This is a genomic window from Nocardiopsis sp. iso_237, from assembly GCF_056173345.1.
Genome location: NZ_CM149669.1, coordinates 169515 through 182806, shown reverse-complemented (window position 1 = coordinate 182806; position 13292 = coordinate 169515). Strand labels below are relative to the sequence as shown.

Below are 13292 nucleotides of genomic sequence, written 5' to 3'. Positions count from 1 at the left end.
GAGATCCACGAGTCCGAGGCCTCGGGGGTGCGACGGGTGCGACGGGTGCGACGGGTGCGACGGGTGCGACGGGTGCGACGGGTGCGACGGGTGCGACGGGTGCGACGGGTGCGACGGGTGCGACCGAGGATCGTACTCCCCTGTCAGCAGGGGAGGTGGGTTCCCGGGACGGGCGGGCCGTGGTCGGACCCGCTGGGAAACGACGAAGGAGGAGGGATGTTCTTCGAGGTGGCGGCGGTGCTGTGCGCGGCGGGGTCGGTGTGGGTCCTGTGCGGTTCGGACCGCCCACGGGTGCTCCGAGAGGTGCTCGGTACCCCGGAGCCGAGGAACCACGTCGGGCGGGTCGCCGGGATCAGGCGCAGGGCGGGGCCGTGGCTACGGCTCGTCGCCCTGGTCGGTGCCGCGACACTGCTGGTCGCCCTCCTCGGAGGGGTGGGCGTGCTCGCCGCGCTGGGCGCGGGCGCCTACCTGTGGTGGCGTTCCCGCCAGGACCGACAGCGCTCCCCACGGCTGCCGGTCACCGACGACCTCCCCGTGCTCATCGGCCTGCTCGCGTCGGGGGTCCGGGCCGGGGCCACACTCCCTTCCTGTCTGGGAGCGGTCGCCGGAGCGGCACGCGGCGACCTGGGTGCGGAGCTGTCCGCGGTGCGGGACCAACTGAGACTGGGAGCCGAGCCCGCCCTGGCCTGGGAGCGATCGGCGCTGCCCGCGCCGCTGGTGGCGGTCGGCGCGGACCTGGCCCGGGCCGCCGAGACCGGCGCGCCCGTGGCCGACCTGCTCGACCGGCACGTGCGGGACCTTCGCCGCCGGTCCAGGGCGGCGGCCACCGCCCGTGTCGAGCGGCTGGGCGTCCTGGTGGTCGCCCCACTGGGCCTGTGCTTCCTGCCCGCCTTCGTCCTGATCGGCATCGTGCCCATGGCGGCCGAACTCCTGTCGGCCGCCCTCGCCCACTGAAGAAGGGGCGGTGGACCCCTGTCCACCGCCCCCCCCCCCGCTTCAGGTCAGGGGCGCTGACCGATCTCGCCGACCCAGCCCGACCACACGAAGCCGACCTGCTCGGTGAGGAGCGGGTACTCCAGCCCGAAGTCGGCGGCGTCGCCGTAGTCGGGGTCCTGCTCCAGCACGGTGGTGTCGCGGTAGAGCAGCGAGCCGTCCTCGGCGTCGTACATGTAACGGACCTCGGACACGCGGCCCTCGTCCTCCACGGTGAAGGAGAACAGCTCGCCCTCACGGTTCAGGGTGTCGGTGGCGGTACCCAGATAGGTCACGTCCGCGACCTCCGCGAGCACCCGCTGGATCGCCGCCTCCTCGGCACCGGACAGCGGGCGCGACTCGTAGAGCCTTTCCGCCGCGTTGGCCACTGCGGGCAGGGACTCGTCGAGCGGCCCCTCACCGAAGTCCGCCAGCACCTCGAGCATGCCGTCCGTGTCGGTGGGCAGCTCGGCGGGCCACACCAGGCTCTCGTGCAGGGTGTCCTCGTGGGACTCGCTGCCCTGCTCCAGGAACCACTCGTGGTCGGCCTCCTCACCACCGGTCTCCAGCGGGGGCTTCGGCTCGGTGTCCAGGCGCGTGTTGCCCTCCAGGTCCTCCCACCCCGTCCAGTCGTAGGGCACGAACCGGTAGCCGTACGTCTCGTCGGGGTCCTCGTCACCGGCGTTGGCGGTGAGCAGGTGCAGATGCGTGCCGGTGGTGGACACGAAGGCGACGTCGCCCTCGCCCGGAGCCGCGCCGCGCGCCTCGGTGACGTCGGCCAGTTCCGTCAGCGGCTCGGTGCCGTCGACCGGTTCGCCTCCGGCCACCTCGATGGGTTCGGGCTGCGCGGCGTAGGCGAGGGGGATGCCCGCGGGGTCGTCACCGGGCAGGATGACCACTCCCGCGCCGACGGCGAGGGCGGCGGTGGCCGCACCGGCGGCCAGGACGGGGATGCGCTTCCACAGGGGACGGGCCATGGTGTTCTCTTCCTCCAGTTTCGCGATGGCGTTCAGGCGCGCCCGCTGTCGGGACTCGGGGGTGGGGCGAGCGTCCTTGGCGGGGTCGGTGCCCTCGAACGCGTTGCGCAGGGCGGTCAGGTCGTCCACGGGGCCTCCTTCAGGACGCGGACCCGAGCGGGTGCGGGGGCGTCTTCCTTCATGTACGCGGTCAGTTTTCTGCGAGCCCGGTGCAGACGCCCGCGAGCGGTGACGTGGGTGCAGCCGACCACTTTCGCCGCCTGTCGGCAGTCGAGCCCCTCCCAGGTCACGAGCATCACGAGTTCGCGTTCGACCTCCGTCAGCCGGGCCAGCGCCGCGAGGGCACCGGCACGGTCGAGGAACTGGTCGGCGTCGTCGTGGTGGGCCGACCCGGTCTCACGCCCGAGCGATTCGGCGATCAGCCCCTGGCGTCGCGCCGTACGCGTGTGGGCGAGCCCGATCCGGCGCGCACAGGCGTACAGCCAGGGCAGTTCCTGGCCCGGGGTCAGACGCCCCCGGCGCTGCCAGGCCACCGCGAAGGCCTCCGAGGCGACGTCATCGGCCTGGTCGGCCCCCACACGCCGTCGCGCGTAGCGGTAGACCGCGTCGTAGTGCTCTTCGAACATGTCGTTGAAGTCGCGTCGGTCGGAGTGTTCGTCTCCGGCCCGGCCTTCTCGCATCGGCGTTCCTCCCGTTCTCTCACCCGTCTATGTCTGTGGAGGGGGTGTGTGTTCGGTCGGGAGGCGACTTTTTTTTCGAGTGCCCACGTATGTCCTGGGTCACAGGGACCCGCCCTGTCACTGGAGGTGGAAGGGGCACCCGTGGCCAGTCTCGCCTCGAAGGTGAGGACCGCGCACATCACGGACGCACCCCACGGCGGCTGGAAGAGGACGGCCGTGGGGTGCCGATCACCGCCGGTCGCCCGGGATCAGAGGAGCGCCACGGCCGTCGGCCGGGTTCGTCGCGGGCCGGGGACTCACCTGTCCCGGGGGCTCGGGCGGTCACACGCCCCCGGGAATCGGGCTTCGGAACCGGAAAGGCCCCAGAGGGGGGCACGATCCCCGTCCGCCGGGGAATCTGGCTCGGTTCTGCCCGAACCCCCTGACGAACGGCGTGGACGGGCGTCCACCGGGGGACCTGGGCCGATTCTGCCCGAACCCCCTGGCGAACCGCGCGGACGGGCTTCCGCCGGGTGCGTCACCCGGGAGGGTGGGCGGGTCCGGCTCGGGAGCGGGCGGTGACCTCGTGGGACAGGGCCGAGGTGGTGCGGGAGACCGTCACCTCGACGGTGAGGTCGACCAGGTCACAGCTGTCGAGGTCCGCCCCGTTGGCCTCGGCGGTCCGACGGGCCACCTCGCAGGCGGCGTGCGATCCCTCGTGCGCGCGGGCCGCCGCCGCGAGGGCGGCGAGGTCGGCGGCGGTCGCCGCGCGGTCCCGGTCCAGGCGTGCGGTCGAGGTGAGGAGCACGGCGTGGACCAGGAACCACAGGACCAGGCTCAGCGAGATCCACCAGACCGTCGCGGAACCCGAGTCCGGGAGGCTGCGGTTCATCGCGCGTGCGCCTCCAGGGGGACCGCCGCGTCGGCGCCGACGCTGAGCGGCGGGGCCCGGAGGGGGCCGATCCTGAGTTCGGCGCGAACGATGACCCGCGCCGTTCCCTCACCTTCGGAGAACTCGACGCCGGCCCCCTCCGGCGCCGCCGACAGGGCCAGGGACCGGGCCCGTTCCGGCGGTTCCCCACGGGCCAGGGCCCGGGCCCCGATCCGGGCGGCGTCGGCACAGGAGAGTCGGGCCTCGGCCGCCGCGATCCCGCCGAGGGCGACGGCCAGCACGAGCATCAGGGTGGGCAGCAGCATGGCGGCCTCCATCGTCACGGAGCCGTGGTCAGTGGCGGGGCTGGAGGGCATCGACGAACACCTGGGTGAGGGCGGCCGAGACGGGTTCGCTGGTGGCGATGAGGTAGAGCACGCCCGCGATGGCGACGGCGGCGATCGTGCCGACCGCGTACTCCGCGGTGCTCATGCCCCGGTCGGGGGCGGGCGTCGGGCAAGGGAACACGGGACCTCCCTGGTGGTCCGGGAGGAGGGGGTTCCGCCCGGTCCTTCCAGAGTGCGGTGTCCTCTGGCGGAGGGGAAGGCGTTGTCCCCAGCCTGTGGACAACTCAGCTCGCGGCGCCCAGGACCTCGTCGAGGAGGCGCAGCGCCCCGGACTTGCTCAGGGGTTCGTTGCCGGTTCCGCACTTGGGCGACTGGATGCACGAGGGGCAGCCCTGCTCGCACTCGCAGTCCGCGATGGCCGCCCGGGTGGCGGTGAGCCACTCGCGGGCGGCCGCGTGGCCGCGTTCCGCGAACCCGGCTCCGCCCTCGTAGCCGTCGTAGACGAAGACCGTCAGCTTCCCGGTGTCCGCGTGCACGGCGGTGGACACCCCGCCGATGTCCCAGCGGTCGCAGGTGGCGAGCAGGGGCAGCAGACCGATCGCCGCGTGCTCGGCGGCGTGCGCGGCGCCGAGGAGGGGGACGTCCTCCCCGCGCAGCCGGTCCTCCCCCTCACGGGGCAGCGTCCACCACACCGCACGGGTCTGGAGCGTGCGTTCGGGCATGTCCAGGGACTGCTCCCCCAGGACGGAACCGGTGCGCACGTCGCGCTTGAGGAAGCCCACCACCTGGCGGACCACCTCGACCTCCCCGAAGCAGACCGACGCCCCGCCGGGCCAGGTCTCCTCGCGGAGCACCGACCGCACGGAGATGTCGGTGGTGTCCCTCGCCCAGGTGCTGTAGGGCGGCTCGGCGGCGTGCACCAGGGCCACCCCCTCGTCCAGGTCGAGGTCGTCGACCAGGTAGGTCGCCCCCCGGTGGAGGTAGACCGCCCCCGCGTGGACGGTGCCGTGCGCGGCGGCCTCGTCGATCTCCCCGAGCAGCTGCCCGCTGGCGGTGTCGACGATCTGGACCGGGGGGCCGCCCGCGCCCCGGATATCGGCCAGGTCACTTGCCCGTTCGTGGCTCGTCCAGAACCAGCCTCTGGGGCGCTTCCTCAGGAGTCCCCGGTCCACGAGTTCCGCGAGTTGGCCCTCGGTGGTCTCACCGAACAGGGTGAGGTCCTCGCCCGTGATCGGGAGCTCCTGGGCGGCGGCGCACAGGTGCGGGCCGAGGATGTGCGGGTTTTCCGGATCAAGGACGGTGGCCTCCACCGAGCGCCCGAAAATGGCCTCGGGATGGTGGGCCAGATAGGTGTCCAGGGGGTCGTCCCGCGCGATGAACACCGCCAGGGCGTCCTCCCCGCGCCGCCCGGCCCGGCCCGCCTGCTGCCACAGGGACGCCAGCGTGCCCGGCCAACCGGCGATGAGCACGGCGTCCAGCCCGCTGATGTCCACACCCAGTTCCAGGGCGTTCGTGCTGGCCAGACCGAGGAGCTCCCCCGTGCGCAGGGACTCCTCCAGTTCGCGCCGCTCGCTCGCCAGGTACCCGCCCCGGTAGGCCGCGACCCGTCCGGCCAGGTCGTGTTCGCCGTTCTCGGTGAGCATCCGCCGGGCGTTCATCGCGACCACCTCCGCGCCCTGGCGCGAACGCACGAACACCAGCGTCCTGACCCCGTCCCGGACCAGGTCGACGAGCATCTCGGCGGCCTGTGAGGGCGCGGTGCGGCGGACCGGGGCGCCGTTCTCCCCGGTGAGGTCGGTGAGTTCGGGCTCGACCAGGGCCACGGACATCCCCGGCCGGGGCGATCCGTCCTCGCTCACGGCGGTGACCGGGACCCCGGTCAGCCGGGTCGCGCTCTCGGCGGGCGAGCCCGAGGTGGCCGAGGCCAGGACGAACACCGGCTCCGAGCGGTAGCGGGCGCACACCCTGCGCAGACGCCGCAGGATCTGGGCCACGTGCGAGCCGAAGACCCCCCGGTACCGGTGGGCCTCGTCGATCACCACGTAGCGGAGCCGCCGCAGGAACCGCGACCACGCCCCGTGCCGGGGCAGGATGCCGTGGTGCAGCATGTCCGGATTGGTCAGGACGTAGTTCCCGTGCTCGCGTACCCAGGAGCGTTCCTCGGGGGTGGTGTCACCGTCGTAGACGGCCGCGCGCATGCCCGAAAGTCCCAGGTCCGTAATCCATCTGAGCTGGTCCTGGGAAAGCGCTTTCGTGGGGGAGAGGTAGAGCACCGTTTCCCCTGAGTCAATCGCGTCCACAGCGGGCATAAGGAAGCCAAGCGACTTCCCCGAGGCGGTACCCGTGGCTATGATCACATCACGGCCCGAGCGTGCGAGGTCGGCGGCGGCTGCCTGGTGGGACCACGGACCCGTGATCCCCCGTTCGGCCAGTCGTTCGACCAGATGGGGGGCTGTCCACCGCGGCCAGTCCCCACTCACTCCCGCGTTGCGGGCCACATGCTCGATATGGGTGACCTGCGGGTATCGGGTGTCGTCACGCCACACACCGGGGAGCGCGGGCTCCGATCGCCTCATCGAGTCCCCTCCTCACTGGACACGTTCACGAGTCGTCGGCCCTCGTTCCCAGGTTCGGGGCACCGCTCGACGTCGGTTTCAGTGTGACATCCGGGGTAGGAGTGGCGCGGGGTCGCCGTTCTTCCGTGCTTGACGGACGGACATTCGCGACACCCGTGGTTGAATGCGTGCTGGTGGGGTAACGCCCGGCAGAGATACTTCGCGATATTTCGCGGTTCGGCGCTGGAGGACTTGTGGATTTGAAGCTTGATCATTACACCGAGGGCGACACCGAGATCGTCGTCGTTGAGGGTGAGATCGATGTCTATACCGCGCCCCGGCTCCGCGAGCTGCTGATCGACCTGGTCAACAAGGGCAACTTCCACCTCGTGGTGAACATGGAGAAGGTGGAGTTCCTGGACTCGACGGGCCTCGGTGTGCTTGTGGGCGGGTTGAAGCGGGTCCGTGCTCACGACGGGACCCTGGACCTGGTCTGCACCCAGGAGCGGATTCTGAAGATCTTCCGGATCACCGGGCTGACCAAGGTGTTCGGTATCCACAGCTCGGTGCAGGAAGCCATCGACAAGCGTTCGTCGAAGTAACCCAGAGCGAGCGATGGCAACCATCACGCTCACGATCAGCGCGCTCCCGGCCCACGTGCGCACGGCCCGGCTCATGGCCGCGACCGTCGCACGTCGGGCGGGTATCGCCGCCTCCGCGATCGACGAGATCAGGCTGGCGGTCGGTGAGGCCTGCTCACGGGCGGTCGCGGCGCACAAGCTGCACTGCCCCACGCAGCCGATCCAGCTCCAGCTGATCGACGGCAGCGGACCCGATCCGGCGACGGATCCCCGGACCGACGCCTCGGCCCCGACGCCGCACTCCAACGGGAGCGCGACACGACGGTTCGAGGTGGTCGTCTCCGACCGTGCCCCCGCGAAGGACACCGAGGAGACGACCCACCTGGAGCCGTTGCTCGACGGCCTCTTCCTCGACGGAGAGGACACCCCTCCCGGCGGGATCTCCGGTTTCTCCCCCGGCCTCGGCCTGGCGGTGATCACCGGCCTCGCCGACGAGGTGAGCATCGATCCCGAGGAGTCGGGGACGGTGGTCCGGATGAGCTGGCCGATCCAGACGGACCAGACCCAGAACCCGAGCTCGAACTAGAAGTCACGTCACGAGGGGGCGCCTCCCACACGGGAGGCGCCCCCTCGTCGTTCCCGGGGCCCGGAGACCGGGCCCCGCCCCGGATCAGTCGCAGGTCTGGGACGAGACCTCCGCGGTGGCGGTCAATCCCTCCTCCGCGTTGGCCGCGACCTCGTCCGCGGTCAGCACGTACCCGGTCTCGTCCTCGTTGGTGGCGGCGGCGAACACCACGCCGTACACCGTGCCGTCGGGGGCCAGCAGCGGGCCGCCGGAGTTGCCCGGGCGCACCACCGCGCGCACCTGGTAGATCTCCCGGCTCACCTGCTGCGCGTGGTAGAAGTCCGAGCCCTGCGCCGTCTGCTTGGCGCGAACGCGCGCCGGGACCGCCGTGAACCCGCTGTTGCGCGGGAACCCGGCCACGACCGCGTCGTCGCCCTGGGCCGCCTCGGTGTTGAAGTCCAGGGGCTCCAGGTCCATCCCGGGCACGTGCAGCACGGCCAGGTCCTGCTGGGCGTCGAACAGCACCAGGGTGGCCTCCAGCTGGTGCCCGTCCCGGGTGACCACGCGCAGGTCCTCGGTGACCCCGGCGACCACGTGGGCGTTGGTCATGATGCGGTCCTGGCCGTAGGCGAAGCCGGTGCCCTCCACCCTGCGCTGGCACGAGGGGGCGGTGCCCAGCACCTTGACCACGCTGCGGCTGGACTCGATGAGCTCCGGGGTGGTGAGGACGTCGGGGTCCGGCGGTTCGACCTCCGCGAGCTCACCGGTACCCAGACCGCTGAACACCTGCGGGAAGGCGCTCTGGTCCACCACCCGCCGGAAGGTCGAGAAGCCCTGGTGGGCGGCGTCCGGCATCAGCGCGTCCACCGACTGGAGGATGCGCGACTCCTTGACCTGCTGGGACACGTACGGCAGGGCCGAGTTGGCCACCGTGCTGCCGATGAACCAGGCGACCAGGAGCACCGAGATCCCGCTGACCACGGCCCCGCCGAGCGCGTCCACGACGCGCGCCGAGTCCCAGGTGACCCTGTTGCGGACCATGGTGCCCAGGTAGGACGCGAGGAACTGGCCCAGCGCGGCGGACAGGAACACCACGGCGATGGCCAGCAGCGCCTGTCGGCCGGGGTCGGCCACCCAGTCCTGGATGAGCCCCGGCGCGGTGAGCGCCGCGACGATCCCCCCGCCGATGAAGCCGACGAAGCTGAAGACGCCGACGATGAATCCCTGCCGGTACCCGGTCACCGCGAAGAGCAGCAACAGGATGACCAGAACCGCGTCGAGCACGGATGCCCTCCAAGAAGTGAGCGTTACCCGACCGGGCGCAGGCCCTGCGGGGTGGCTTCGAACACGTCAGTGAGACCCCGGTCGCGCCAGGGAAGTTCCCATCCGCCGAGCACGAGCAGGCTGTCGATGATCGCGCCGGTGAATCCCCACACGAGCATGCCGTCCACCCGGAAGCCCGGACCCCACATGGGACCGCCCCCGTAGCGGACCTTGACCCTGTTGGCGGGCTCGGCCAGGTCCGCGACGGGGACCCGGGCCACGGCGGCGACCTCCCCGGCGTCGGCGGCGCGCACCTCGGAGGGTTCGCGCCACCAGCCGAGGATGGGGGCGACCCGGAAGTCGCTGAAGCTCAGGTAGAGCTCGGGGAGGCGACCGACCACGTCGATCCCGTCCGGCACCGCACCGGTCTCCTCCTCCGCCTCGCGCAGCGCGGCCGCCTCGGGTGAGGCGTCGGTGGGCTCGATCCGCCCGCCGGGGAAGGCGGGCTGGCCCGCGTGGCGGCGCAGCCCGTCGTTGCGCTGGATGAGCAGGAGGTCGGGGCCCCGGTCGGTCTCTCCGAAGAGGATGAGCACCGCCGACTCCCGCCCTCCCCGCTCCGGCGGGCGCATCGGCTTGGGTACCGGCATCGTCCGGGCGGCGTCCGCGAGAGCGGACAGCCAGAGCGGGGTCGAGTTCATACGCAGGGAACCTGTTCCGGGGGTTGTCGCGCCGACGTCTGTGCGGGTGCGGACGCCTCGGGAGCCGGTGTGCGCGCACTCACGTGATTCAGGGTACAAACCGCGGCGACCCGCGCCCGCGTCCCCGGGTGCGCGGGCGGTCAGGCGAAGGAGCGCATGCGGAGCAGTTTGGTGGCGGTGGCGGTGTCCGTGGGCCCCTCCCCGTAGGACGGGCACCAGCGGGCCACCGCGCACGCGCCGCAGGCGGGCCTGCGGGCGTGGCACACGCGGCGGCCGTGCCACACCACGCGGTGGGAGAGCATCGTCCAGTCCTTCGGTGGGAAGAGCTCCCCGATCGCGTGTTCGACCTTGACCGGGTCCTCCTCGTCGGTCCACCCGAAACGCCTGACCAGGCGCCCGAAGTGGGTGTCCACGGTGATCCCCGGCACATCGAAGGCGTTTCCGAGCAGTACGTTTGCGGTTTTTCGCCCTACACCGGGTAGTTTGACCAGGTCGGTGAGGTTTCCAGGGACCTCGCCGCCGTGTCGTTCGCACAGGGCCTGGCCCAGCCCCAACAGGCTGTTGGCCTTGGCCCGGAAGAACCCCGTCGAACGAATCATCTCCTCCAGCTCCTCACGCCTGGCCGACGCGTAGGCCTCGGCGTCGGGGTAGCGCGCGAAGAGCGCCGGAGTGACCAGGTTGACCCGCTTGTCCGTGCACTGCGCGGACAGGATCGTCGCGACCAGGAGCTCCAGCGGGGTGGTGAAGTTCAGTTCGGCGTGGGCGTCCGGATACAGCTCCGAGAGCTCCCGGTACATCTTCCGGGCGCGGCGGACCAGCGCGAGTCGGCTCTCACCGGTGGGCGTGGCGTTCTCCGGCACGGCGGCGTCCTCTTCGGACGCGGTGTGGCGGGACTCTGGAGTGTGGGACATCGTCACAGGGTAGGCGTCCGGTCGTGGGGCACGTCCGGGTCGACTCACCCCGGCGCCGGGATTGGTCCGCGCGCCGACGTTTCGGCTGGTGACCGAGATTATGTAACCAATGTCCGGTCACCCGGCGCGGACAAGCCCTGACCCAAGTCGACAACGACTAGGATCCAATGGGCTGACGTCGGCTGTTGTGGGCACGTTGTCTCCCGGCGGACAAGCCGTGGTAACGAACTGGTTTCCCACCCGGTTGCGATATACGTCACACTGTTGACGGTCAGGTTTTAGGAGGACGTGTGGACGAGATCAACGAGGTGCTCCGGAAGGCCCCTCTGTTCGAGGCGCTGGACGAGGAGGACACGGCCGCGCTCCGCTCCTCGGTGAACGAGGTGCGTCTCGGTCGCGGTCAGACCCTGTTCAACGAGGGTGACGAGGGCGACCGCCTGTACGTGATCCTCAGCGGGAAGGTGAAGCTCACCCGCACGGCCGTCGACGGCCGCGAGAACCTGCTGGGCGTGCTCGGCCCCAGCGAGATGTTCGGTGAACTGTCGCTGTTCGACCCGCGCCCGCGCACCGCGAGCGCCGTGGCCGTCACCGACTCCGTGCTCGCCGGGCTCGGCCACGACGACCTGCGGCCCTTCCTGTCCAGCCGCCCGCAGGTGGGGCTCCAGCTGCTGAAGTCGCTGGCCGCCCGACTGCGCCGGACCAACGACGTGATGGCCGACCTGGTCTTCACCGACGTGCCCGGCCGCGTGGCCAAGGCGCTGCTCGAACTCGCCGACAAGTTCGGCAAGGAGGGCGACGACGGCCTGCACGTGCACCACGACCTCACCCAGGAGGAGCTGGCCCAGCTGGTGGGCGCCTCCCGCGAGACGGTCAACAAGGCCCTGGCCGAGTTCGCCCTGCGCGGCTGGCTGCGGATCGAGGCCAAGGCCGTGGTCCTGCTGGACGTCGAGCGCATGCGCCGCCGCGCCCGCTAGACGACCTCAGCCGAACCACAGACGCTGTGCGGCCGTCACCCTCCGGGGTGGCGGCCGCAGCGCTGTCAGGGGCCTCTCAGCCGCTCTCCGGGCCGTGTGGGGCCCGTGTGGCGGCGCGGACCCTACTCCACGAACCCCTCGGGGAGCTCGCCCTTGGTCGCGAGGTAGCGCAGCTGCGCCCGGACCGAGGAGGCCGCGGCCGGACGGATGCTCTCCACCACGTCCGGGTAGACGCGGTCGATGATCGCCTCGACGCCCTCCGCCCCGGCCGCCACGGCGTCCCGGACCTGCGCCAGGCGCGCCTCGCGGTGGTCGATGTAGGAGGTCAGCGCCGCCGCCGGTGAGGTCAGGACCGGTCCGTGCCCGGGCAGCAGCGTCCGCACCTGGTACTCCTCCACCAGGCCGCGGAGCCGGTACAGCGAGTCCAGATAGGGGGCCAGGCCGTCGTCTCCGTCGATCACCGTGGTGCCGTGGCCCAGGATGGTGTCGCCGGTCAGGATGGCGCTGTCGGCCTCCACCAGCAGGCTCACCGAGTCGTCGGTGTGCCCGGGCGTGGCGATGACGCGTACCTCCAGACCGTCCACGTCGAGCAGCTGGCCGTCCTCCAGCCCCGCGCCGCCCACCCGCACCTCCGGGTCCACCGCGTGCACCGGCGCCCCCGTCAGCTCGGAGAGGTACCGGGCGCCCTCGGCGTGGTCGAAGTGCCGGTGCGTCACCACGGCCATCTGGACCTGTGCGCCCTGTTCCTGCACGGTCCGCGCCACCCGTTCCAGGTGCCGTTCGTCGTGCGGGCCCGGATCGACGACCATCACCCCGCGTCCACCCGGTTCACGCAGGATCCAGGTGTTGGTCCCCTCCAACGTCATCGGGCCTGGGTTGGGGCAGAGCACGCAGGCGGCGCGCAGTGTCCCGGAACCGTCGATCCTCATCGCACCTCGCTTCGATCGGCCGACCCGGACCCGTCCGGCGGGACCCGTTGGGGGCCGCTCGGTGACGGGGAGCCGCGCACCGCCCGGGGCGGACGCTCACCTCGCGGCGTCGGGCCCCGGCAGGGGGAAGTCGCTGCCGTCCGGCGCCACGACACGGATCTGACCGTCTATCTCCCGAACGTCCGGTTCGATGGGAACGATATCCCGTCGGGCCTCCCGCACACCCTGGAGGGTCCGCCGCTCGGCCAGCTCGGCGCAGGCGATCACGGTCGGCGGCAGCATGGGCATCCGCCCGGCGCTCCACTCGGAGGCGACCACGGACGGGTCGGTCCACCGTGTGAGGTCCGCCTCCCCGCCGACGTCGCGCGACTCCTGCCCCGGGGGGAGTTCGGCGGTGAAGAACCAGGTGTCGAAGCGGCGCGGCTGGTTCCTCGGGGTGACCCACCTCGCCCACGCGCGCAGCCACTCCGAGCGCAGTACCAGGCCGCGCCGTCGCAGCACCTCCGTGAACGCGTGGGTGCGGTCGATCAGGCCGAGCCGGTCCCGCTCCCAGTCGTCAGTGGCTGTGTCGAGGGTGATCGCCTCCTCGCCCGCCCGCTCGGGCTCGCTGGCGAGCAGCACGCCGGTCTCCTCGAAGGTCTCCCGCACGGCCGCGCACACCAGGGCGCGCGCCCGGGGCACGTCCGTTCCCAGGATCCCGGCCCACTCCGCCGGGGACGGGCCGGTCCAGGGGAGGTCGCCGTCGGAGTCCCGCTCGTCCACCCGGCCGCCGGGAAAGACGTAGGCGCCCGGGGCGAACCCCATGGACGGCACCCTGCGCATGAGCAGGACCTCCATGGGGCGCTCGGCCCGCGCGGCGTCGGAGCCCGCCGCCGGACGCAGCAGCATCACGGTGGCGGCGGGGCGGGGCCGGGCCACACCGTCGTCCTCGGTCATCGACACACTCCCGTCGTTCACGAAGGCCGCGCTGTGGCCCGGGTCGTCCCCGGG

15 protein-coding genes are annotated in these 13292 nt (G+C 71.9%); 4 read left to right on the top strand and 11 right to left on the bottom strand.

Features of this window, described 5'->3' with window-relative positions:
- Positions 1-216: 216 nt before the first annotated feature.
- Positions 217-954 (top strand): type II secretion system F family protein, encoded by a 738-nt coding sequence (locus AC0VYM_RS00950; protein ID WP_475457872.1) that lies wholly within the window; start codon positions 217-219, stop codon positions 952-954.
- A 47-nt stretch (positions 955-1001) separates the two neighbouring features.
- Here AC0VYM_RS00950 and AC0VYM_RS00945 read toward each other — a convergent pair whose 3' ends face one another.
- The 6 genes from AC0VYM_RS00945 to AC0VYM_RS00920 all read right to left on the bottom strand — a co-directional run bounded on the left by AC0VYM_RS00945 (position 1002) and on the right by AC0VYM_RS00920 (position 6402).
- The gene (locus AC0VYM_RS00945) at positions 1002-2078 is read right to left on the bottom strand and encodes a CU044_5270 family protein (RefSeq protein ID WP_475457870.1); all 1077 of its coding nucleotides are present in this window, start codon (positions 2076-2078) and stop codon (positions 1002-1004) included.
- Complete coding sequence (locus AC0VYM_RS00940) at positions 2066-2629, bottom strand: RNA polymerase sigma factor (protein ID WP_475457867.1); 564 nt, start codon at positions 2627-2629, stop codon at positions 2066-2068. The genes AC0VYM_RS00945 and AC0VYM_RS00940 overlap by 13 nt, the downstream gene beginning before the upstream one ends.
- A gap of 517 nt (positions 2630-3146) precedes the next feature.
- Positions 3147-3500, bottom strand: coding sequence for an Rv3654c family TadE-like protein (locus AC0VYM_RS00935; protein ID WP_475457865.1), 354 nt, complete (start codon positions 3498-3500; stop codon positions 3147-3149).
- Positions 3497-3856, bottom strand: a complete 360-nt coding sequence (locus AC0VYM_RS00930) for a TadE family type IV pilus minor pilin (protein WP_475457863.1) — start codon at positions 3854-3856, stop codon at positions 3497-3499. The genes AC0VYM_RS00935 and AC0VYM_RS00930 overlap by 4 nt, the downstream gene beginning before the upstream one ends.
- Positions 3834-4007, bottom strand: a complete 174-nt coding sequence (locus tag AC0VYM_RS00925) for a DUF4244 domain-containing protein (protein ID WP_475457861.1) — start codon at positions 4005-4007, stop codon at positions 3834-3836. The genes AC0VYM_RS00930 and AC0VYM_RS00925 overlap by 23 nt, the downstream gene beginning before the upstream one ends.
- A 103-nt stretch (positions 4008-4110) precedes the next feature.
- On the bottom strand, positions 4111-6402 hold the full coding sequence (locus tag AC0VYM_RS00920; protein WP_475457859.1) for a DEAD/DEAH box helicase: 2292 nt from the start codon (positions 6400-6402) through the stop codon (positions 4111-4113).
- A gap of 233 nt (positions 6403-6635) precedes the next feature.
- Between AC0VYM_RS00920 and AC0VYM_RS00915 the strand changes: the two genes are divergently transcribed.
- Positions 6636-6983: an STAS domain-containing protein gene (locus AC0VYM_RS00915; protein ID WP_026119772.1), complete on the top strand. Its 348-nt coding sequence runs from the start codon at positions 6636-6638 to the stop codon at positions 6981-6983.
- A gap of 13 nt (positions 6984-6996) precedes the next feature.
- The gene (locus tag AC0VYM_RS00910; RefSeq protein ID WP_475457857.1) at positions 6997-7548 is read left to right on the top strand and encodes an ATP-binding protein; all 552 of its coding nucleotides are present in this window, start codon (positions 6997-6999) and stop codon (positions 7546-7548) included.
- Positions 7549-7632: 84 nt separating this feature from the next.
- On the opposite strand, the gene AC0VYM_RS00905 is transcribed toward AC0VYM_RS00910, so the two are convergent.
- From AC0VYM_RS00905 to nth, 3 genes are all read right to left on the bottom strand, one after another.
- Complete coding sequence (locus tag AC0VYM_RS00905) at positions 7633-8811, bottom strand: MarP family serine protease (RefSeq protein WP_475457855.1); 1179 nt, start codon at positions 8809-8811, stop codon at positions 7633-7635.
- Positions 8812-8834: 23 nt separating this feature from the next.
- On the bottom strand, positions 8835-9488 hold the full coding sequence (locus AC0VYM_RS00900) for an NUDIX hydrolase (protein WP_475457853.1): 654 nt from the start codon (positions 9486-9488) through the stop codon (positions 8835-8837).
- A 140-nt stretch (positions 9489-9628) separates the two neighbouring features.
- Positions 9629-10399, bottom strand: coding sequence for an endonuclease III (nth, locus tag AC0VYM_RS00895; RefSeq protein ID WP_475457850.1), 771 nt, complete (start codon positions 10397-10399; stop codon positions 9629-9631).
- A gap of 290 nt (positions 10400-10689) precedes the next feature.
- On the opposite strand from nth, the gene AC0VYM_RS00890 reads away from it, so the two are divergent.
- Complete coding sequence (locus AC0VYM_RS00890; RefSeq protein ID WP_014908639.1) at positions 10690-11373, top strand: Crp/Fnr family transcriptional regulator; 684 nt, start codon at positions 10690-10692, stop codon at positions 11371-11373.
- Between the two features lie 122 nt (positions 11374-11495).
- Here the strand turns inward: AC0VYM_RS00890 and AC0VYM_RS00885 are convergent, their stop codons facing one another.
- Positions 11496-12302 (bottom strand): MBL fold metallo-hydrolase, encoded by an 807-nt coding sequence (locus AC0VYM_RS00885; protein ID WP_475457847.1) that lies wholly within the window; start codon positions 12300-12302, stop codon positions 11496-11498.
- A 96-nt stretch (positions 12303-12398) separates the two neighbouring features.
- The gene (locus AC0VYM_RS00880; protein WP_475457845.1) at positions 12399-13238 is read right to left on the bottom strand and encodes an NUDIX hydrolase; all 840 of its coding nucleotides are present in this window, start codon (positions 13236-13238) and stop codon (positions 12399-12401) included.
- Between the last annotated feature and the right edge of the window lie 54 nt (positions 13239-13292).